This window comes from Jeotgalibacillus sp. R-1-5s-1 (assembly GCF_004405105.1).
Taxonomy (GTDB): domain Bacteria; phylum Bacillota; class Bacilli; order Bacillales; family Jeotgalibacillaceae; genus Jeotgalibacillus.
In genome coordinates this window covers 14,348-34,924 of sequence record NZ_SORW01000012.1, presented here as the reverse complement: position 1 = coordinate 34,924, position 20,577 = coordinate 14,348, and the positions used below count along the sequence as shown (strand labels likewise).

At 45.9% G+C, this 20,577-nt stretch carries 16 protein-coding genes; 3 read left to right on the top strand and 13 right to left on the bottom strand.

Annotated elements, in window-relative coordinates; genetic code table 11:
* Positions 1-72: 72 nt before the first annotated feature.
* From E2491_RS05430 to E2491_RS05410, 5 genes are all read right to left on the bottom strand, one after another.
* Positions 73-894, bottom strand: coding sequence for a carbohydrate ABC transporter permease (locus E2491_RS05430; RefSeq protein ID WP_134373741.1), 822 nt, complete (start codon positions 892-894; stop codon positions 73-75).
* 12 nt (positions 895-906) lie between these two features.
* A complete protein-coding gene (locus E2491_RS05425; RefSeq protein WP_134374343.1) occupies positions 907-2,184 on the bottom strand; it encodes a carbohydrate ABC transporter permease in 1,278 nt (425 codons plus the stop codon).
* 629 nt (positions 2,185-2,813) lie between these two features.
* Positions 2,814-4,142, bottom strand: a complete 1,329-nt coding sequence (locus E2491_RS05420; RefSeq protein WP_134373739.1) for an ABC transporter substrate-binding protein — start codon at positions 4,140-4,142, stop codon at positions 2,814-2,816.
* A gap of 21 nt (positions 4,143-4,163) precedes the next feature.
* Positions 4,164-5,150 carry a LacI family DNA-binding transcriptional regulator gene (locus tag E2491_RS05415; RefSeq protein WP_134373737.1) on the bottom strand — a complete coding sequence of 329 codons (987 nt, stop codon included), beginning with the start codon at positions 5,148-5,150 and terminating at the stop codon, positions 4,164-4,166.
* 298 nt (positions 5,151-5,448) lie between these two features.
* Positions 5,449-5,934 carry a hypothetical protein gene (locus E2491_RS05410; RefSeq protein WP_134373735.1) on the bottom strand — a complete coding sequence of 162 codons (486 nt, stop codon included), beginning with the start codon at positions 5,932-5,934 and terminating at the stop codon, positions 5,449-5,451.
* A 130-nt stretch (positions 5,935-6,064) separates the two neighbouring features.
* On the opposite strand from E2491_RS05410, the gene E2491_RS05405 reads away from it, so the two are divergent.
* From E2491_RS05405 to E2491_RS05395, 3 genes are all read left to right on the top strand, one after another.
* Positions 6,065-6,811: a Cof-type HAD-IIB family hydrolase gene (locus tag E2491_RS05405; RefSeq protein ID WP_134373733.1), complete on the top strand. Its 747-nt coding sequence runs from the start codon at positions 6,065-6,067 to the stop codon at positions 6,809-6,811.
* 131 nt (positions 6,812-6,942) lie between these two features.
* Entirely contained in the window at positions 6,943-7,770 is an 828-nt protein-coding gene (locus E2491_RS05400) for an aldo/keto reductase (protein WP_134373731.1), read from the top strand.
* A 591-nt stretch (positions 7,771-8,361) separates the two neighbouring features.
* The gene (locus tag E2491_RS05395; RefSeq protein ID WP_166805796.1) at positions 8,362-9,354 is read left to right on the top strand and encodes a YflT domain-containing protein; all 993 of its coding nucleotides are present in this window, start codon (positions 8,362-8,364) and stop codon (positions 9,352-9,354) included.
* A gap of 491 nt (positions 9,355-9,845) precedes the next feature.
* On the opposite strand, the gene E2491_RS05390 is transcribed toward E2491_RS05395, so the two are convergent.
* The 8 genes from E2491_RS05390 to argC all read right to left on the bottom strand — a co-directional run bounded on the left by E2491_RS05390 (position 9,846) and on the right by argC (position 20,164).
* Positions 9,846-10,316 (bottom strand): hypothetical protein, encoded by a 471-nt coding sequence (locus E2491_RS05390; RefSeq protein WP_134373727.1) that lies wholly within the window; start codon positions 10,314-10,316, stop codon positions 9,846-9,848.
* 493 nt (positions 10,317-10,809) lie between these two features.
* Positions 10,810-11,751: an ornithine carbamoyltransferase gene (gene argF, locus E2491_RS05385; RefSeq protein ID WP_134373725.1), complete on the bottom strand. Its 942-nt coding sequence runs from the start codon at positions 11,749-11,751 to the stop codon at positions 10,810-10,812.
* Entirely contained in the window at positions 11,748-14,825 is a 3,078-nt protein-coding gene (locus E2491_RS05380; RefSeq protein WP_134373723.1) for a carbamoyl-phosphate synthase (glutamine-hydrolyzing) large subunit, read from the bottom strand. Before E2491_RS05380 ends, argF begins: the two co-directional genes overlap by 4 nt.
* Positions 14,818-15,879: a carbamoyl phosphate synthase small subunit gene (locus E2491_RS05375; RefSeq protein ID WP_134373721.1), complete on the bottom strand. Its 1,062-nt coding sequence runs from the start codon at positions 15,877-15,879 to the stop codon at positions 14,818-14,820. The genes E2491_RS05380 and E2491_RS05375 overlap by 8 nt, the downstream gene beginning before the upstream one ends.
* A 124-nt stretch (positions 15,880-16,003) precedes the next feature.
* On the bottom strand, positions 16,004-17,158 hold the full coding sequence (locus E2491_RS05370) for an acetylornithine transaminase (protein WP_134373719.1): 1,155 nt from the start codon (positions 17,156-17,158) through the stop codon (positions 16,004-16,006).
* A complete protein-coding gene (argB, locus tag E2491_RS05365) occupies positions 17,155-17,931 on the bottom strand; it encodes an acetylglutamate kinase (RefSeq protein WP_134373717.1) in 777 nt (258 codons plus the stop codon). The genes E2491_RS05370 and argB overlap by 4 nt, the downstream gene beginning before the upstream one ends.
* Positions 17,894-19,120: a bifunctional glutamate N-acetyltransferase/amino-acid acetyltransferase ArgJ gene (gene argJ, locus E2491_RS05360; protein WP_134373715.1), complete on the bottom strand. Its 1,227-nt coding sequence runs from the start codon at positions 19,118-19,120 to the stop codon at positions 17,894-17,896. Before argJ ends, argB begins: the two co-directional genes overlap by 38 nt.
* A gap of 12 nt (positions 19,121-19,132) precedes the next feature.
* A complete protein-coding gene (gene argC / locus E2491_RS05355; RefSeq protein ID WP_134373713.1) occupies positions 19,133-20,164 on the bottom strand; it encodes an N-acetyl-gamma-glutamyl-phosphate reductase in 1,032 nt (343 codons plus the stop codon).
* Positions 20,165-20,577: the final 413 nt, after the last annotated feature.

The window sequence follows — 20,577 nt, the reverse complement described above, 5'->3', positions numbered from 1 at the left end:
TTTGCACCGTTTCCTTCAACTTGAATCATAAAAGAGGGCCGGGGACCCTGAAAGGACCCGGCACACTGATGATTATTCTTTTACAGAACCGGAAGTCAGTCCGGCAACAATTCTTCTTTGGAAAATCAATACGAGTATAACAATAGGAATCGTCACAAGAACAGTCGCAGCTGAAATATCCCCCCAAGGAATGGTGAACTGACTCTGGTACAGGGAAATTCCGACTGGTACCGTGCGCCAAACGTCCTCAGTGTTGATCGTTAACGCAAACAGATATTCATTCCATGCTGCGATAAACACGAGAATTCCTGTTGTGAAAACCCCAGGTGCCGCAAGCGGGAAAATAATTTTTCTGAATGTCTGGAATGGAGTTGCCCCATCCAGCTTCGCTGATTCTTCAAGTTCCCATGGAATCTTCTGGAAGAATGTGGACAGAATCCAGATTGCGAGTGGCAGGGAAACCGTGATATACGGAATCACAAGACCCATGTAGCTGTTACGAAGACCTACAGCTGTAATAAAGTTGAAGATCGGCGAGATGATCGCGATCTGCGGGAACATAGATGCTGCAAGAATAATCCCGAGGATTAATCCTTTAAATTTAATCGGCAGACGCGTTAGTGCGTATGCTGCAATTGATGCAAAACCGATCGCAATCAATGTTGTCAAAGTCGATACAACGAAACTGTTCCACATATAACGAAGGAGTGGACGGTTGTTAATCGCATTTTCATAAGAAGCAAGGGACGGGTCAGCCGTAAACCAGTTAAAGTTGTTGAAAATTTCGCCCGGCGGTTTGATCGACGTGAGGAAAACCCAGATGAAAGGGAACATCACGAAAAATACAAACACGACGAGAAAGATGTAAAAACCAATTCCTGCACGTTTGTTCATCTTGATTCCTCCTTATCGACCCGATCTGCCTGCAAAAAGATCTGAACCGATGAATTTGATAAATAGAACGGAAATAATCGCTACCGAAACAAATACGATTACTGAAAGTACAGAACCCGCACCAAAGTTTGATTGAGAGAAGAGGGTAATGTACGCATAGATGGAAATCGACTCCGTTGAGTTCGCAGGTCCACCACCTGTTAATACATAAATCAGGTCAAATACACGGAAAGCATCGAGTGTACGGAATAAAAGCGCAACAAGGATAGCTGACTTCAGCAATGGCAACGTAATCTGCCAGAACTGCTGCCATTTACCGGCGCCGTCCACTTCAGCTGCTTCATATAAAGAACCTGGAATGGTCTGAAGTCCTGCAAGTAAAAGTAAAGCCATATAAGGTGTTGTTTTCCACACATCGGCAAAAATAACAGAGAACATACCACCTGCTCCTGTTGACAGGAGAACAGAGGCGTCATCAATTAAACCGAACTGCTCAAAATAGTGAGCGACAATACCGGTTTGTCCGTCATACAGAAAGCCCCACATCATCGCGGCTACCGCTGTCGGGATTGCCCACGGAATCAGTACAGATGCACGAACAATTCCGCGTCCGATAAATGCCCGGTTAATTAACAGGGCAATCATTAGACCGAGAACAAGCTCTGCTCCAACAGAAACAATGGTGAAGAGAAGGGTGTTCCACATTGACTGCCACATCCGGCCGTCTGTCAGATAGCGCTGATAGTTACTGAAGCCAATAAAATTCGACTCGATCAGCGTTGTATCGACTGTGCCGAGCGTACCGCTGATATTGCCTGCAGTAGTCGCAAATTCTTCACTGTCTGTCGAGTCAGCTAAAGCTGTCAGTTCAGCCTGCGCCTCATCAAGATAGTTTTTGTAGTCATCAGCAAGATCGTTATCAATGTCTGCATATTTCAATTCACTATCAGAAATCGCGGTAAAGGAAGCCAGCATTTCTTCTACTTCTGCATACTGATCCTCAAGTCCGTTTTCTGTGATCAAAGAGTCATGATAACCTTCAATTTCAGTTCTGATAGAAGCGGCAGCATCAGCTGTCTCTCCATCAGGAGCCTGACTTTCGAGCAGCTCCAGATCACGTGATAAGTAAAAGTATTCATTTGCATAACGCTCAAGGTCGACGTTAGATGAAAGGAAACGCTCGGACCTTGAAGGGTCATTCAGACGGTAATCAAACAGACTGTTATAAAATGATTGGGCAACCGGCCATAGCGTAACAAGTAATACAAGAATCAGTGCCGGTGCAACCATCAGATAACCCAGCTGTTTTTCATTCAACTGAAACTTCAATGGGTTCACCTACTTTTTTATAAGGTTGAGTTGAGATTGCTAGAGTTAAAGAGATTAATAAATATTTTTGAAGAAAGTGACCAAATTGATGCGGAAAGTGACCAAATCGCGATCAAAAGTGTCCAAGTTGAGCCCAAAAGTGACCAAGTTGGCAGGGAAAGTGTCCAAGTTCCTATCGAAAGTGACCAAACACCCGCTTACACTTTTCCTGGTGTCCAGCTGCGGCGACTAGCCCCTCGAGGTCATAAGTCAAAGCTGAACGAGGGCGAAGGTCAGCCCTCTTTTCATCTTCAACTTATGCTTGTCGGGGCTGGACGAGTCGCCTCCGCTTTTCCTTTTATACAAAGAAAGGGAGGTGATTACTCCACCCCCCTTTAGCAGTCAATTATCATAGAACAGCTATTGGCGTGCTGTAAAACGCTGGTTATGAGTGCAAATGCATGATCTTTATAGAATTCTCTAAAGAAGCAGGGCAGAGAAACAGCTGATTTGAATCACTCAAACCAGCCGATCCCGAGCCTTGCAATTGCTTATAAACCGTTTCGTGTTGCACGTCAAACAGTCCATCCCCATAAACCGTCAAACGCTGATTATTCTTCCATTGCCGCCATTATTTCTGCTTCCATGTTAGCCGCTGCTTCTTCAGCTGTGATTTCTCCAGCCAATGCTTGTGACAGCTGAACCTGCATGATATCAGAGATACGTGGATAGATTGGTGATACTGGTCTTGGTACTGCGTTTTGAAGTGTTTCTACGAACTGCTCGTTAGCAAATAGAGCCGCTGCATCCTGAACTTCACTGTCTTCATATAGTGCTGCGATTGTTGGAGCACGTCCACCTTCAACTGCACTGATCTTCTGTCCTTCTTCACCAGTCATGAACTTCACAAACTCCCAAGCTTCGTCCGGATGCTCACTGTAACGGTTAATCATAGACATCCATCCGCCAAGTGTTGCAGCGTTTGTTCCGCCTTCACCAGCCGGAAGAACTGCAAATCCTACGTTACCTGCTACTTCAGATGCTTCTTCGTCATTTGAAGTAGACTGCATGTAAGGCCAGTTACGGGCAAATACAGCCTGTCCGCCAACCCATGCGTTGTTTGTTTCAGTTTCCTGGAAGCTTAAGATATTGCTTGGTACGAAATCAGAATTTACGAAGTCGATCATCTTCTGAATTCCAGCAATTGTTTCAGGGCTGTTAACAACAACCTCGTTATTTTCATCTACAACCTGTCCACCGTGAGAAGCGATGAACTCGATTGCGTTTGTAATCATACCTTCGTACTGGTTAGCCTGCATCAGGTAACCGAATTCTGTACCGCCTTCACCCTGAAGCGTACCTGCTGCTTCAAAAAGCTCATCCCAAGTTGTCGGAACCTGATCTTCACTTACGATATCTGTTCGGTAGTAGAGAAGTCCGGCATCCGTAAACTTCGGCATTGCGTACTGACGGCCGTTAAAGTTTCCTGAAGCAACCGTTCCAGGGAAGTACTGCTCCATATCAATTCCGTCTGCTTCAATATAGCGGTCAAGCTCAAGTGCATATTGTCCCTGTGCAAATTCAGCTGGCCAGATTACGTCGGCATCAAATACGTCAACCTCAGCACTCTGAGAAGAGAACATTGTTACATATTGGTCATGAGAAGCACCTGTATCTGCAGGCATCTCACGGTATTCTACGTTAATATTCGGGTTCTGCTCTTCAAATGCTGCAATTAGCGCTTCTGTTGCACCAGTTACGTCAACACCTGCTGCATACGTGATGGTTACCTGCTCTTCTTCGCCACCTGAATCGCCGCCTGTGTCACCACCAGTGTCTCCGCCAGTATCTGTCGCTTCGTCGTCTCCGCTACAAGCCGCTAAAAGCATACTTAGTGTCAATACTGTTGCTCCTGCAACTTTCTTGTTCCAAAGTTTCATTAATGAAGCCCCCCTAATTGTTTATGTTGATTGTCTTTCAATTAATTGAATCGGGAGTAAGATATCTGTTGAATTATTTTTGCGTTTGCCCTGAACGATCTCAAGCATAACTTTCATTGCTGTTTCCCCAATATCAGAAGTGAATTGATTAATCGTTGTAATCTGTGGATCAAGAAGAGACGCAATCGGCTGATCATCAAATCCGATGACCGCTAAATCATCCGGAACCTTCCACCCGTGAGTCTGGGCTTCTTTGATGACGCCTGCTGCCACCTCATCACTCCCCGTAAAGAGAGCTGTAGGTGCATCATTCATGTCCGCAATTCTTCTGAAAATGGCACGTCCATCGTCAATCGTAAAAATATTCTTAAACATCCAATCAGGATTCGGTTCAATTCCGGCTTCTGTAACCGCTTTCAAATATCCCTTGCGTCGGTTCACAGAAACGCTGCTGTCATTGCCCTGACAATACCCGATTTTCCGGTGTCCTTTGTCGAGTAAGTGCTTTGTACCAATATAGCCGCCCTCAACCTGGTCAAGTCTGACCCGGGTTACGGAAGCGTTGGGATCATATTCATTGCAGTAAATGATCGGGCCGTATTTTGTATAAGGCTCAATAACACTCCAATCATTTTCAACCGACGCCATAATAATGCCATCGACCTGCTTTGATTTCAGAAGCTGAAAATATTCAAGCTCCTTCTCCCGGCTGATTCGTGTGTTGCATAAAATCAGCTGATAACCGTGTCTTGCCGCTTTCTGTTCCATGGCATCAACGAGCTGGCTAAAGAAAGGGTTTACAATTCTTGAAATGAGAACCGCGATCTTTTTTGTCTTTATGTTTCGCAGCCTTTGCGCAGATGAATTAGGGACAAACCCAAGCTCATCCATCGCTTTTTGAACAGCTCGTTTCTTGTCTTCACTGACATACGGATGATTATTAATCACTCTCGAAACGGTAGCCTGTGACAACCCAGCTTTCAACGCAACATCTTTAATGGTGTACACGCGCTAGCCCTCCTATAGGAACACCCCCATTTGTCATGAAATGATATGAAATCGTTTTCACACTTTGACTATATTACAGAATTATGACGAATGCAACCCTATTTTAAAAATTTCATAATATTTTTAAAATTTAGATAAATGAATGAGTATTCAATCAGCTGACCGCCGGGAAAAGGTCTGTAACTGTCAATATAAAATGATGTTCTGGCTGGAGTAAGGTCGTTTTAAAGATGAAAAACACCCTTTGTGAAAATGATGACTAGATCCATCAGTTACTCACAAAAGGTGTATTGTATGTTTATTCATCCTGATTCTGTTCTTCTTCAAACGCTGCTAAAAGCTTAGCCTGCTCAAGTGCAATGGCTTTCTCTAAAGATAAAGGCATTGCTTGTGGCATTCTCCATCTTACGTGAAAAGGAAAAAGCTCTTTCATACTTTCCGTATAAAGCGAGCCGTCCTCAGGAATCTGATGATCTATCACGATTCCGTCTTCAATAATCAGCTTCACTGCAATAGAAGCACCACCGCCAATATCGTTTTGTTCTGTAATAAATTCTTCAAAGGCATACCATACATAAATTTCTTCCTCATTGCCACCGTATACTTTAAAGGCATCCGTCACGACTCCGCCTTCGTTTGTCCATGCAATCTCATTTTCCAGATATTCTTCCGCCTCAGCATGATCAAAAGAAGGGGTCCCGACAAATACATATAACACAAAAATGGCCAGCACTGAGATTCCGATTACCCATAATCCCCGCTTCGCTGATTTTTTCAGTTTCATATATGTACATCTCCGATCTGTCAAACTTTTACATGAAAGATTCGCGATATGACAGATGAAATCCTCTAACCGTTCGATAAAATTTTTTCGTCAAGTTATACTAAAAGCAGTAAGTGAAGGGAGAAAGACTATGACATCAACTATAAAACTCATTGCACTTGATATGGACGGAACACTTTTACGTGACGATCATTCTGTATCAGATGAAAATCGTGCTGCGATTAAATCCGCTCAGGATCAGGGAGTGAGCGTCATGATCAGCACGGGTCGGCCACTCGTTTACTGTCAGGAAATCGTGGAATCACTTGGTCTTGCAACCTACTTAATCACGGTAAACGGCAGTGAAATCTGGGATCAGCATCTGAATCTGATTGACCGCACAAAAATTGATTCATCCCATATTGAATTCATGTATAATCTTGCTCAAAAACATAATACAAACTACTGGTCTTCAACGGTAGAAGGTGTATGGAATAAACGCACGAGCTTCCCGGAAAACATTCATGACTACCAGTGGTTGAAGTTCGGATTTAACATAGAAGATGACGAAATCCGTGAGACGATTAGAAAAGAGCTTGAAAGTCGAAAAGTGCTCGAAATCACGAACTCCAGTCCAACCAATATCGAGGTTAATGCAGCGGGTATAAACAAAGCAGCGGCCATTCGTAAAGTATGCGACCGTCTAAATATCACGATGGATTCAGTCATGGCAGTCGGTGACAGCTTAAACGATCTCGCGATGATCAGGGAATCCGGCATTGGTGTTGCAATGGGGAATGCTCAGGATGCTGTGAAAGACGAGGCTGATTGGGTGACTGATACGAATGAACACGATGGCGTAGCAAAAGCAATTCGTAAGTTTGTCCTGAAGTTTTGACCGATTGACATGTTTTACAGGCTGGAAAATCGGGCATGTTCAAAAAGTGGAAGTCATTGTGCTAGATTTTCAGGGATCGCCTGTATATACTATGCAGGTACATATTTCGAATTTCGAAAGGAGCTTTTAACATGGACTACGTTACTTTAAACAACGGGCTGAAAATGCCTCAGATCGGACTTGGTGTCTGGCAGGTGGAAGATCACCAGACTGGTGTAGATTCAGTGAAAAAAGCAATCGAAACCGGCTATCGTTCAATTGACACAGCCATGATTTACAAAAATGAAGAAGCGGTAGGCGAAGGTATTCGCGCTGCAGGGGTTCCTCGTGAAGAATTGTTCATTACGACTAAGGTCTGGAACGCTGACCAGGGATACGACAGCACAATTGAAGCATTCAATACAAGTCTTGAAAAGCTTGGACTTGATTATGTGGATCTGTATCTTGTGCACTGGCCAATGCCTGAAAAAGACCGCTATGTAGATACGTACAAAGCGATGGAAAAGTTATATGAAGAAGGCAAAGTGAAGGCGATTGGTGTCTGTAACTTTGAGATTGAGCATCTTCAGCGCTTATTGGATGAATGTACAGTAAAGCCTGTGCTGAACCAGGTCGAGTGCCACCCATACCTTGCTCAAAACGAATTGAAGGAATTCTGTGCGAAGCATGATATTTTCGTAGAAGCATGGAGCCCGTTGATGCAGGGTGGAGCCGTTCTTGAAGACGACATCATCCGCAACATTGCAGAGAAATACGGCAAGAGCCCTGCACAAGTGGTCATCCGCTGGCACCTGCAAAGCAATTCAATCGTCATTCCAAAATCAGTAACACCATCACGCATTGAATCAAACTTCGATGTATTTGATTTTGAATTAACTGAAGATGAAATGAAGAGCATCAACGACCTTGATCGCGGCGAGCGAAAGGGTCCACATCCAAACGATATGCACCACGAATAAAAAAGATAAATCCGGAGGCCTTAAATGGTTTCCGGATTTTCAGGTTGTTGAATTTCTAAATCGTGCCAGGTCATTCCTTCGCTTTTCTTTGTGTCTAGCTGCGGCGACTAGCCCCTCGAGGTCATAAGTCAAAGCTGAACGAGGGCGAAGGTCAGCCCTCTTTTCATCTTCGCCTTATGCTTGTCGGGGCTGAACGAGTCGCCTCCGCTTTTCTAAGGCCGCGCGGTGAGCCAGCTAATGCTCCGCATTACGCTGTCTCACCTGTCGCTCCTCTGCCGCAGAAGTCTATGGAATGACCTGGCACTTTTCAGGTTAAACCCATCCGAATGTGGCTTTTAAAAAACATGAAACAGGCGTAAAAAGAAAAGGAAGAACATATCAACCTGATTTTTTAAAAGAGGAATCAATTTCTTTACTAGAAAAATATTCTCCAGCAATGGCGTCTATGATCTTAACTGGTAAACGGAACTAGTCCCTTAGCATGAATTTCCACATATAGACACACGAAATTGTTTTAACCTTTTACAGGCAGGGTATTTCCTTACTATGTGATCGCAAATACTTGCACGACCCATTAAGGAGGAAATGAAAATGTCAAAAGGTTATATAGAAACATTTCATTCAGAGCAGGATGTATTGCGTAAAATCGAGGATTTAAAGTTACAGGGTTACAAAGAAGAAGATATGTATGTAGTGGCGAGAGACAAAGATGAACTGTCTCTTGTACGCGGCAGAACTGATGCGGATGTGGAGTCTGTTGAAGGTAACTGGTGGGACAAATTTAAAGCATTTGTTTCAGGTGATTCGTCTGTTCGGGAAGCATTTGACCGGATGGGGATGGAAAAAGAAGATTCAGAGCGTTACTATGATGAAGTGAGAAATGGTGCGTTTTTATTATATGCAGATAATGAATACGCCGATTCAGATGATCGCTATATGCGTTCCGGAAATAGCCTGCCACTTGAAGACCGAAATGCGGAACATAAAGTGACCGGCACGAATTTTACAGCTGAAAATGATCGTTATGTCGATCCGAATCTCGACAATCCGGAGCCTACTCGACCTGTAAATGATCATCACGAAAAGACGGCTGCGGTACCGAACGAGATTGAAAACGATGATCGTGAATATCGTGCTGAAGGGGACAGAGGTAAAATTCTCGAGCCTTCTGAACATGATAAGCAGCAATTTGGCGGAGGCACGCACGACTCCATTTCATCAGATGCCGTTGACGCCGGAACACCAAGAGGGGCAATGAGACCTGATCAGCCTAACTATCAGGGAGATCCTTCTGAACCGTATCGGCATAGAGAAGTTGAACCGAACGAGTCAACTTCAGGCAGCAACCGCAAAGTAGTGGACGGACAGGAATCCGTCTGGGTAGACCGTACACAGGAAAACTCAAACAGACATGTGGATGCTGAAACAGATGATAAAAACCGTCTATACGGTGGCCAGCCTGTGTCAGATGAAAACCCGAACGAATACCATCATCAGGACGAAGAAAACAAAAAGTACGCCCGCGATGCCCGCAGTAAAGCAGCAGAAACCCGCGCCAACATGGAAGGGCGCCGTCCGCTTTAATAGAAACAAAGACTGGGACTCCATGTTCCAGTCTTTTTTATGTGACGTGAGCTTGAGGTGAGAGTTTGTGAGGATAGATGACAGATTCGTGAGTTTAAAAGCAAAGTTCGTCAGGATCAAGCAAAAGTTTGTGAGCTTAAATTACCAATTTGCCAGTTCAGTCACTTATGGCCTATCGCTCAATAAAAAATTGTTTGACGCGGAATCATTCAAACTATTCATCCATAGCTTTTCCGCGACAAACTTTCTTTCAAACCAAATAAGCAGTAATTGAATAGATAGAAGACATTGTTAAGGTGTGGTGGATTGATTTTTGAGAGATTGATTAATCATAGAAAGGACGGTCCTCACCCGAAGACTCCTGTGGCGGAGAAGCGACAGGTGAGACAGCGTAGTGCGAAGCACTAGCTGGCTCACCGCGCGGCCACGGAAAGCGCAGGGTGAGGACCGTCCGGCACTCTTAATCAAAATTAAACAAAAAAACACGCACATCAGCGTGTTTTTTTCGAAAAGCCCTCCTGATCAAGATAAGAAGCAGCCTCCTCATAAGTCGTGAAAATTCCATCAAGCATCTCATCCGCATACACACTCCACGTATCCGCATCTTCACGTGTAAGCACGAGTTCCTGTCCGTTCTCATTCACCCACGGCTCATCTGTAAACGGCTCGAAATCAGCAAGTTCTTCAGTTAGTAAAGAATCCATTGATGCCTGAATAATCGAGCGGAGCTCCTCTTCAGAGAAATCACGGATATTTGTCATGCCTTTTGCGTCTGAATCAAAGTCGTTCAAGTGCGCAGTAAAGACAAAGCCATTGCCGTTTGGATGGAGATGATAAACGACTGTTTTCTTCTCGCGAATGCTTTCTTCGAAGTGAAAGTTCACGCGGCCGAGGGATACGTTATGTCGGGTCAGGCGGTCGAATGATTCGATTACCTTTAGTTTTTCTTCAAATGTCAGCATACTGTTTGCCTCCGATTTTCTATTCGTGTCGCTTATTATAGCACATCTGTTTCGGAACGACATGAACGTGGTTTTGTTGATTCGGTGAATGTCCTGATTTGCTTTATAAAACCGGGCCGGGGCGCATCCTGCGCTTTCTATTGTATAGCTCCGACGGACAGGGACTTGCAAACTTCCCGGCCTCTTGTCCGATAAGTCAACATCAGCTCACTCCGTTCGCTGTGTTTGAATTTATTTGACAACTATTAGGGGTTATTTAACCACTTGTTCGGGTTATTCGACCACTCTTTTAGGTTATTTAACCACTTTTTTCGATTATTTAACCACTCTATCCAATGATTTAACCACTCTCTTAGTAAAGCTGGGCCGGAGGGTATACTTTGATACACACTAAAATGCCAGTTCATCTCTTTATTTTATGAGTCTATCAGATAATGCATGAATGAAAATTCTCCGTCCGGATTTGAATGTCCGAACGGAGAATGATTGACACTTATTTACCCATCAGTGCCACGAGCAGGGCTTTTTGGGCGTGCAGTCTGTTTTCTGCTTCGCGGAAGACGACGGAATGAGGGCCTTCCAGGACAGCTGTGCTGACTTCCTCTTCGCGGTGGGCGGGGAGGCAGTGCATGAAGATATAGTCAGGATCCGCGAGGGCTGTGAGCGCTTCGTTTACCTGGAATCCTTCGAATGCTTTTAAACGTTCGTTAGCTTCTTGTTCCTGTCCCATGCTTGCCCAGACGTCTGTGTAGACTGCGTGAGCGCCGGCAACAGCTTCCGCAGGGTCGTTTGTTAACCTGATGGCAGCTCCAGTTTGTTGACCAACCCCTTGTGCGTAGGTAAGTATTTCTGCATTCGGCTCATAGCCTTCCGGACAGGCAATGGTAAAATGCATACCGACTTTTGCCGCGCCGATCATGAGAGAGTGAGCGACGTTATTGCCATCCCCGATGTAAGCGAGTTTTTTATGCTTAAAGGATCCGAACGTTTCGTGGATCGTTAAGAGATCGGCGAGTGTCTGGCACGGGTGATAGTCATCCGTCAGCCCGTTGATGACGGGAATCGTACTGTGTTCAGCCAGTTCTTCCACGATGGACTGGCCAAATGTACGAATCATGATGCCATCGAGATAACCTGACAGGACACGTGCTGTATCAGCAATCGTTTCCCCGCGTCCCATTTGAATGTCTCGCGTGCTTAAGTACATGGCGTGACCGCCGAGCTGCAGCATGCCGGCTTCAAAGGAAACGCGTGTACGTGTGGATGATTTCTCGAAAATCATTCCGAGCACCTTTCCCTGTAAGAGGGGCAGGTGCTTGTTTTCTGGTTTTTTCAGCTCAGCTGCAAGCTCAATCAGTTCCAGAATTTCGTTAGATGTGTAATCTCTCAGCGTTAAGAGGTCCTTGTGCTGCAGAGTCGGAATTAATGTATTCATACGAACGCTCCCTTTCGTGGTGATAGCGTGCCGAGAAACGCCTGTGCCGTCTCCGGACGTGTCCAGATGTGCAGTCTGTGAATGGCCGCCTTCTTAATAAGAGGTGTGTCAGATTCAAAGGAAAGCAGTGCTTTTTTATCTGAACGCTTCATCCACTCGTCAAAAGAAAGCTCAGAAGGCGTGAATACGTGCATTCCCTTATCTGTCCATTCACCAATTAATGTGTCATTAGCGGTTTCTGCAGTCATATAAATGCTCCCTTTACCAGACCAGAGATCGGCTAACTGCTGGCTCGCGCCGGTCAGTGCTTTTTGGATTGCGATGTCCGGATTACTGTCAGAGCCGATGACTTCCCCGGTCGATGTCATAACTGGCGTCAGGGCAGGGGAGAGGTCCGGCAGTTTGATATGCGAGAAGACTGGCGCTTTTACAGTGAATCCTCGCTGACCGTTGAAATTCTTGTGAATGCCAAGGTCATTAAATTCAGTTCCAAGCATCAAAGCGGTTGCGTGCTGTACGAGTGGAACGTTCGTCACCTTACTGCTGATCGGAACGGTACGCGAAGCACGCGGGTTAATCTCAATCACATATAACGTGTCTTTTTGACATACGAATTGAATGTTGAACAATCCTGTGAAAGCAAGGTTTTTTGCAATGTGCATCGAGACATCACACACATGATCCAGCATTTTAGCCGGAAGGTTCAATGGTGGTGTGATTGAAATACTGTCTCCTGAATGCACACCGGTTCCTTCAATATGCTCAAATACAGCAGAGATCCAGGCGTTTTTGCCATCTGACAGCACATCAACCTCGACTTCCTTGCCTTCGATAAATTTATCAACAAGGACCGGGTATTCAATCTGTGCTGAAGCCAGATACGTTTCCAATTCTTCATCGCTGTTCAGCTTGATCATGCCGCTTCCCCCGATGACATAAGAGGGGCGCAGCAGGATGGGGTAACTGAGATCGTCAGCAGCCTGCCAGACTTCAGCGGGCTGATTAGCGGAAAAGCCCGGGATAACCGGAAGTCCAATCGATTCAAGAAACGTATAAAAACGGTCACGATCCTCCATTTGATCGAGCAGTTCAGAGGTGGATCCAAGAAGCGTGATGCCTGATTCCTCAAGCTCTTTCGCTACATTAATGGAGGTCTGTCCGCCAAACTGGACAATGACCTGATCAATGCCTTCAGCCTCCAGTACGTTTAAAATATCTTCTGATGTTAATGGCTCAAAATACAGGGCGTCCGCCGTTTCATAATCGGTGCTGACGGTTTCAGGGTTGTTGTTAATGAGAACGGCCTCATACCCGAGTTTCTGAAGTGCTATTACACTGTGTACGCAGCAGTAATCAAATTCAATTCCCTGACCAATTCGGATCGGACCGGAGCCGATGACAGCGACTTTAGGTTTCACAGATTCGCGCTGATCGGTTGAGCCGCTCCAGGTCGAATAAAAGTAGTTCGTTTTCGCTTCAAATTCAGCAGCACACGTATCTACCATGCGATAGGAAGGGGTGATTCCCCACTTTTTACGCTGCGTTCTGATCAGGTTTGCCGGAACGTTCCAGAGGGAGGACAGTTGCTGATCGGTAAAGCCGAGCTTTTTCGCGTAAGCCAGTCGATCCTGTGTGATTTCGGTCCAGGTCATTTCGCTAAGGTCCTGATGCGAATGGATTAATTTCGAAAGAACGTGAAGGAAATAAGGTGAGATGCCTGTTAAATTCACGATTTCCTCAGCGGTCGTTCCTCTTTTTAAAAGCTCAAGCATTGCAAAAAGACGTCTGTCATCCGGCTCTGTGAGAATCTCTTTTAGAGACTGAACCTCCCATGAAGAGAAGGCAGGAAGAAAGAGTCCGTCAAGCTTCATATCAAGCGAGCGGATCGCTTTTTGGAAAGCGGACTCCATCGAACGTTCGATCGCCATGACTTCACCGGTTGCTTTCATCTGTGTGCCGAGTTTGCGGTTTGCCTCGCTGAACTGGTCAAACGGCCAGCGCGGGATTTTCACCGTGACATAGTCAAGGGCAGGCTCGAAGCTTGCAAATGTCGTTCCGGTAACCGGATTTTTCAGCTCATGCAGTGAATAGCCGACCGCAAGCTTAGCAGCAAGTCGCGCAATCGGATAGCCGGTCGCCTTGGATGCAAGGGCAGAGGAGCGGCTGACACGCGGATTTACTTCAATCAGGAAATATTCCGATGTCTCAGGATGAAGGGCGAACTGGATGTTACAGCCGCCTACAATGCCAAGTGCTTCGATAATGTTAATAGATGCAGTGCGCAGCATATGGTATTCCTTATCATGCAGCGTCTGGCTCGGCGCAACGACGATGGAGTCCCCTGTATGAACACCAACCGGGTCGAGGTTTTCCATGTTGCAAATCGTGATACAAGTGCCGGATGCATCACGCATTACCTCATACTCCACTTCCTTATAGCCGGCGATACTTTTTTCAACGAGGCACTGATGAATCGGGCTCGCTGAAAGTCCCTGTTCAACGAGTGAGATGAACGCTTCTTCTGTGGAGGCAATCCCACCGCCGAAGCCGCCAAGCGTATAGGCAGGACGGACGATGACCGGGTATCCTGCTGTGTTCGCAAAAGCCAATGCTTCTTCCACTGTATAGATGATTTCGCTGTCAGGAACAGGTTCATTCAGTTTTTTCATCAAAGAGCGGAAAGCATCACGGTCCTCAGCCATTTTGATTGATTCGATTTCTGTTCCAAGCAGCTTCACGCCGTATTCTTCAAGAATGCCCTGGTCTGTTAGGGCCATCGCAAGGTTCAGTCCGGTTTGTCCGCCTACTGTTGCCAGCAGACCGTCCGGCTTTTCTTTTTCCAGAATCGCTTTCACGCTTTCGACCGTCAGTGGCTCGAAATAGACGCGATCAGCCGTTGTCTCATCGGTCATGATCGTGGCCGGATTGTTGTTGATTAAAATGACCTCAATGCCTTCTTCGCGGAGTGCCGTACAGGCCTGTGTACCTGAATAGTCGAATTCCGCCGCCTGTCCGATGACGATAGCACCGGATCCGATGACTAATACTTTTTTTATTTCCTGATGCTTAGGCATGGGTGGACACCTTCTTTTCAAATGGGATTAAATCAAAAAACGTATCGAATACTTCATGATGCTCAGCCGGTCCCGGTGAAGCCTCAGGATGGAATTGAACCGTGATAAAAGGAAGCTCGTTATGCTGAACCCCTTCTATGCTGCCATCGTTTACATTCTGATAAAGGACTGACAAACTGTCCGGAAGAGAGTCTTTTTTCACCACGTAGCTGTGATTTTGAGAACTCATGCTTACGCGGTTTGTTTTCATATTCATCACCGGATGGTTCGCTCCGCGATGACCGAATGGCAGCTTTTCGGTTGAAGCTCCAAACGCTGAAGCAAGGAGCTGGTGACCAAGACAGATACCAAGGGACGGGTAGGTCGTTGCCCATTTTTTATAGTCTGCGAGTTTATGCTCGAGAGAAGCGGGATCCCCGGGACCATTTGAAAAGAGGAGACCGTCCAGCTGATAATCTGACAGCTCATCTGTTGTCACAGTGTAAGGAAAGACGGTTACTTTACATCCGCGGTCCAGCAGTGCCTGTAAGATCGATTTTTTATAGCCAAAATCAATCAGCCCGATATGAGGAGAATCATCACCATGTGTTGTGATCGCTTTTGCTGTCACATGTGGTACAAGAAACGTTCGGATCGGCTTCCATGCAGGTAACGGCTTACCTTCAAGCTGCATGACCGCCTGCATCGTTCCGTCCTCACGAATGGTTTGGATGACGGAACGTGTATCCACTCCTGACATGATTGGCACATTGTGCTGAAGAGCAAAGTCAAAGAGTGAAATCCCTTTTTCAAGTGCACCTTCATACAATTCGGTTACGATAATGCCGGCTGGCTGAATGGATTCGGATTCCAGGTGGGCAGTCTGAATACCATACTGTCCCATTAACGGGTAGGAAAACACGATGATCTGCCCGTGATAGGAAGGGTCTGTTAATACCTCTTCGTATCCTGTCATCCCCGTGAAAAATACGATTTCTCCCTGTACATCTTTAGCTGCACCCTTCCAGATGCCTTGAAATGACTGTCCGTTTGAAAGTGACAGTGTACCCTTCATCGGTTTCTCCCCCTTGTATAAATATAAATTATTGTGTAATTTTATTCATTTTTATTCAAAAAAATAGGAGTGTGCATTTTATATCGTGATCTGCAGCCTGCCTTTTAACAGGCTGCAGAAAAGTTTATGACTTCACTTTGGAGTGCTCGTGAATCGTTTGTATTAAAATGGCTGCTGCTTCTTTAAGTTCCTGTTCAGTCACAGTCAGCGGCGGCAGCATTCTGATGACGTTTGGTCCGGCTGGTACAAGGAGCAGACCGTTTTCTTCAGCCTGCTGCACGATCGGCGCAGCTTCGTCATGCAGGACAACGCCAAGCATCAGACCTTTTCCAGTCAGCCCTTTGACTTCAGGAAGGTCAAGGAGAGGGGCCAGCTGTTCACGCAATACATGTTCTTTCTCTTTAACTTCCTGTAAAAATGATGCGTTAAAAACATGATCCACTACCGTCTGCGCAACAGAAACGGCAAGCGGATTGCCGCCAAACGTTGTACCATGTGTACCTGGTCCAAAATGCGTTGACAGACACTCTGTACCAAGCATGGAACCAATTGGAAAACCACCTCCAAGCCCTTTGGCCAGCGTCACGATATCAGGAACAAGCGGTGTCTGTTCAAAAGCATAGCGTGTGCCTGTGCGCCCGATACCGGTTTGAACTTCATCTATGATAAGTAAGACGCCTGTTGAATCACACAATTCCTGAATTTCTTTAGCGAAAGAATCCTGAATGACGTTGACGCCGCCTTCTCCCTGGATCACTTCAAGCATAATGGCAGCCGTATCTTCTTTGACTGCCTTTTTTAATGCTTCAACGTCATTGAATGGGACGGTTCTAAACTCCGGCATTAACGGTCCGAAGCCCTGTTTGACTTTATCCTGACCGGTCGCTGCCATCGCCCCGGTTGTCCGGCCGTGAAACGATTGTTCAAATGTGACGATGACATGCTTGCCGGTTGCTTTACGTGCGAGCTTAATGGCGGCTTCATTTGCTTCAGCCCCACTGTTACAGAAAAAAGCACAGTCGAGAGGGATGTCAGCCGTCAGGGTTCCAGCAAGCTTTTCCTGAGCGGGACTTTCAAACAGGTTTGATATGTGCCACAGCTTTTCACTCTGCTCCTGAAGTGTTTTCACGATCGAAGGGTGGGCGTGTCCCAGACTGACAACCGCAATGCCACTTGTGAAATCAAGATAGGACTTGCCGTTTTCATCCTTTACAACAGTTCCTTTTCCTTCCGTAATATGAATGGATCGCCGTGCGTAGTTTTGGAAAAGTGCACTCATCGGACAACTGCCTCCTTTCGTATCGTCGTTCCGTTTAATGCTTCATTGACAATTTTGACCGAAGGAATACCGCTTTCCAGACAGCCAGCAGCAGCCTGTACTTTTGGGATCATTCCCCCGTATATCGTACCGTCCTCAATCCATGAGAAAATATCAGACGGTGTCGTTTCTGAAACCGGTAAGCCGTTCACTTTGATACCGGCTGTGTCTGTAATAAACAATAGCTCATCCGCTTTAATCACTGAGGCGATCTTTTCAGCCGCTGTGTCTGCATTGATATTCAGCGCCTGCCCGTCAGATGTTCTGCCGATGCAGGAAATGACAGGAACGGTTTCTATTAAAAGCTCCAACAGTGATGGCCGGACGGCTTCGACTTTACCGACGAAGCCATATAGATCTTTATCTAAATAAGAGGCCTCAATCAGCCCGCCGTCAAAGCCGTTCAGTCCAATCGCCTGAATGCCTGCAGAATGAAGCTGATGGACAATCCATGGATTCACCGTTCCGATCAGCACGGACTGTACGATACCAATCGCGTTTTCAGGCGTGACGCGAAGTCCATTCACAATGGGCGTATCCACCCGTGCATCCTTTAAAGCCCGGTTAATGGCAGGACCGCCACCGTGAACAATGACAACGCGTTGACCTTTGTCAATCATCTCGCGGATGCCGGTGAAAAAGGAGGGGGTCAGCCGCTCAAGCAGACTGCCACCAAGCTTAATTACAGTTGTATGATCAGGTTCGGTAGCTTGCATTGATTTGGACGTAGTCATACGTGAGATCACACCCCCATGCAAGTCCTTTTCCGTTACCCTGATTGACATTGACCTTCAGTTTTATTTCTGGCTGTTTTAAGTACTCAGTGAGCTCATCCTCTGAAAAAGCAAGTGGTTCACCGTCACGTACTACAGGTGTCGACCCGATCAGAATCTCGATTTCGTTCGGATCAATCGTCATGCCGCTGTAACCGACTGCCGCTAAAATACGGCCCCAGTTGGCATCACAGCCAAAGGCAGCTGTTTTAACAAGTGGCGAACCGACAACGGTTTTCGCAATTTTACGCGCTTCTTCATCTGAAATCGCTCCGTTGACTTCCACTTCAATCAGCTTGGTTGCGCCTTCCCCGTCTTTGGCGATCATTTTCCCAAGGTCCTCACAGACGTGAAGCAGGGTTTGGACGAAGACAGCCCAGTCCGGATGCGCTGGAGAAAGGGTGTTGTTTTCCGCCAGTCCGTTAGCCATTACGAGCACCATATCGTTCGTTGAAGTGTCCCCGTCAACTGTAATGGAATTAAACGAGCGGTCCACAACAGATTTAAGCGCATGATGCAGGTGATCGGATTCAATTGCTGCATCAGTGGAGATAAAGCCGAGCATCGTAGCCATGTTTGGATGAATCATACCTGAACCTTTAGCTGTTCCGGCAACGGTCACGATTTTGCCGTCGATTTCAACCTGATAAGCCGTATTTTTAGAAACGGTATCAGTGGTTAAAATGGATTGGGAAAAATCGATGGAACCCTTTAATCCGGCGGTTGGTTCAAGCTTTGGAATACCGGTTTTCAAACACTCCATCGGCAGCTTTTCGCCGATGACACCTGTTGATGCAACGCCAACAAGGTGAGGCTTAATATCCAGCAGCTCAGCTGTCAGGGTCTGCATCGTCTGGGCATCAAGATAACCCTGTTTTCCGGTACAGGCATTGGCATTTCCTGAATTCACGATGATCGCCTGCATTTTATTTTCAACCGCAAGCGATTCTTTTGTGACTTTTAAAGGAGCGGCCTGAACGGCATTCGTTGTATAAACACCTGCTGCATTGGCAGGAACCTCACTCACTAAAATAGCCAAATCATTTTTTTTATGTTTAATGCCGCAATGAAGACCGGCTGCTTTAAATCCGATTGGTGAAGCAATATTATTTCCTGAAATATATTTGATGGATGGATACACGGTCGTCATGATACTCCTCCTTTAGATAAACGAAGGGACAAGGTCAAGTCCCACAGATTCCTCAATGCCGAATTGTACATTCATATTCTGAACAGCCTGTCCAGCTGCCCCCTTCACCAGGTTGTCGATCACTGACACGATCGTGACACGGTTCGTCCGCTGATCTACGTAAAGCTGAAGATCACAGTAGTTTGAACCATACACCTGATTTGTACCGAATTTCGGTCCTGGAGGGATGAGCCTTACAAAAGCTTCGTTCTCATAAATGTCCTGGTAACATTCCTGCAGATGTTTTTCCGTTACACCGTCAGCAAGCGGTGCATATGCTGCGGACAGAATTCCCCGTGTCATAGGCACGAGATGAGTGCTGAAGGTGATGGGTCGTGTACCACCCGCAAACGCAGAAAGTCCGCGTTCAATCTCAGGAATATGCTGATGCCTGTTTACTTTATAAATAGACAGGCTTTCATTCGTTTCGCTGAAATGAGTCATCTGATTCGGCTGATTGCCTGCACCTGACACACCACTTTTTGCATCAATGATGAGCTGTGATGAATCGATGAGTCCATTTTTAACGGCCGGCAGCAGGCTTAGTAACACCGCAGTAGGATAACAGCCTGGATTGGCTATCAGCTTCGATTCCCTTATCGCATCCCGGTTCCATTCCGTTAACCCATACACCGCCTTGTCTAATGCTGTTTCAGGGGCAGGCTCCTTCCCGTACCATTCCCGGTATTCATCACCAGTCAGCCGGTAATCACCGGATAGATCTATGATACGTGGTCCTTTTCCGATAATCGGCGGAAGAAGCCGGCTCGTCACCCCGCTTGGTGTACTCGTAAATAAAACATCCAGTTTTGCTAAATATTCGATCTCAATCCGATGCAGCGGCGTATCATAAATATTCAGTAAATGTGAATATTTATGAGAAAATGGTGTTCCTGCATCAGATGAGGTAAATAGGTCGATTGACGAAATTTCCGTGTGACGATGCAAAAGCCGTATTAGCTCAAGTCCGCCATATCCGGTTGCTCCAATAATTCCAACTTTCACATCCATCACTCCAAAAAAATTGATAGACATATTATATGTATGTATAAAAATAAATGCAACAGTATTTTTATAAATAATTATTAATTCGAAAAATGATAACGCTTACAAGATGAGGTTAATTGTTTGGGGGATGTGCGGCAGGTCGAGGTGTTAAATAGAGAGGGTAAGTTGTGTAATAAGCGCTTCAAGTTGTCAAATACCATAGAAGAGTTGTCGAATAATGATAAAAAGTTGTTGAATCAGAAGAGTAGGTTTTCAAATGCAAGATTATTCTTTCTCACAAGCGTCAGCGTCCCAGCGGAATGCATTTAGGTACCTGAGATCTTGAAGAGCCCCCGGTCTTTGCCGGGATTGTTCTTGAAGGTGACCAGACTGAGAATGAATGTGTCCAAGTTGAGGGAGGAAGTGACCAA

Coding starts and splice junctions, on each gene's coding strand:
- E2491_RS05430 (WP_134373741.1), bottom strand. CDS start 894: ATGAACAAACGTGCAGGAATTGGTTTTTACATCTTTCTCGTCGTGTTT.
- E2491_RS05425 (WP_134374343.1), bottom strand. CDS start 2,184: ATGGTTGCACCGGCACTGATTCTTGTATTACTTGTTACGCTATGGCCG.
- E2491_RS05420 (WP_134373739.1), bottom strand. CDS start 4,142: ATGAAACTTTGGAACAAGAAAGTTGCAGGAGCAACAGTATTGACACTA.
- E2491_RS05410 (WP_134373735.1), bottom strand. CDS start 5,934: ATGAAACTGAAAAAATCAGCGAAGCGGGGATTATGGGTAATCGGAATC.
- E2491_RS05405 (WP_134373733.1), top strand. CDS start 6,065: ATGACATCAACTATAAAACTCATTGCACTTGATATGGACGGAACACTT.
- E2491_RS05400 (WP_134373731.1), top strand. CDS start 6,943: ATGGACTACGTTACTTTAAACAACGGGCTGAAAATGCCTCAGATCGGA.
- E2491_RS05395 (WP_166805796.1), top strand. CDS start 8,362: ATGTCAAAAGGTTATATAGAAACATTTCATTCAGAGCAGGATGTATTG.
- E2491_RS05390 (WP_134373727.1), bottom strand. CDS start 10,316: ATGCTGACATTTGAAGAAAAACTAAAGGTAATCGAATCATTCGACCGC.
- argF (WP_134373725.1), bottom strand. CDS start 11,751: ATGAATACATTAATTCCGACTCTGCAGCACAAGGACCTCTTAACGCTG.
- E2491_RS05380 (WP_134373723.1), bottom strand. CDS start 14,825: ATGCCTAAGCATCAGGAAATAAAAAAAGTATTAGTCATCGGATCCGGT.
- E2491_RS05375 (WP_134373721.1), bottom strand. CDS start 15,879: ATGAAGGGTACACTGTCACTTTCAAACGGACAGTCATTTCAAGGCATC.
- E2491_RS05370 (WP_134373719.1), bottom strand. CDS start 17,158: ATGAGTGCACTTTTCCAAAACTACGCACGGCGATCCATTCATATTACG.
- argB (WP_134373717.1), bottom strand. CDS start 17,931: ATGACTACGTCCAAATCAATGCAAGCTACCGAACCTGATCATACAACT.
- argJ (WP_134373715.1), bottom strand. CDS start 19,120: ATGACGACCGTGTATCCATCCATCAAATATATTTCAGGAAATAATATT.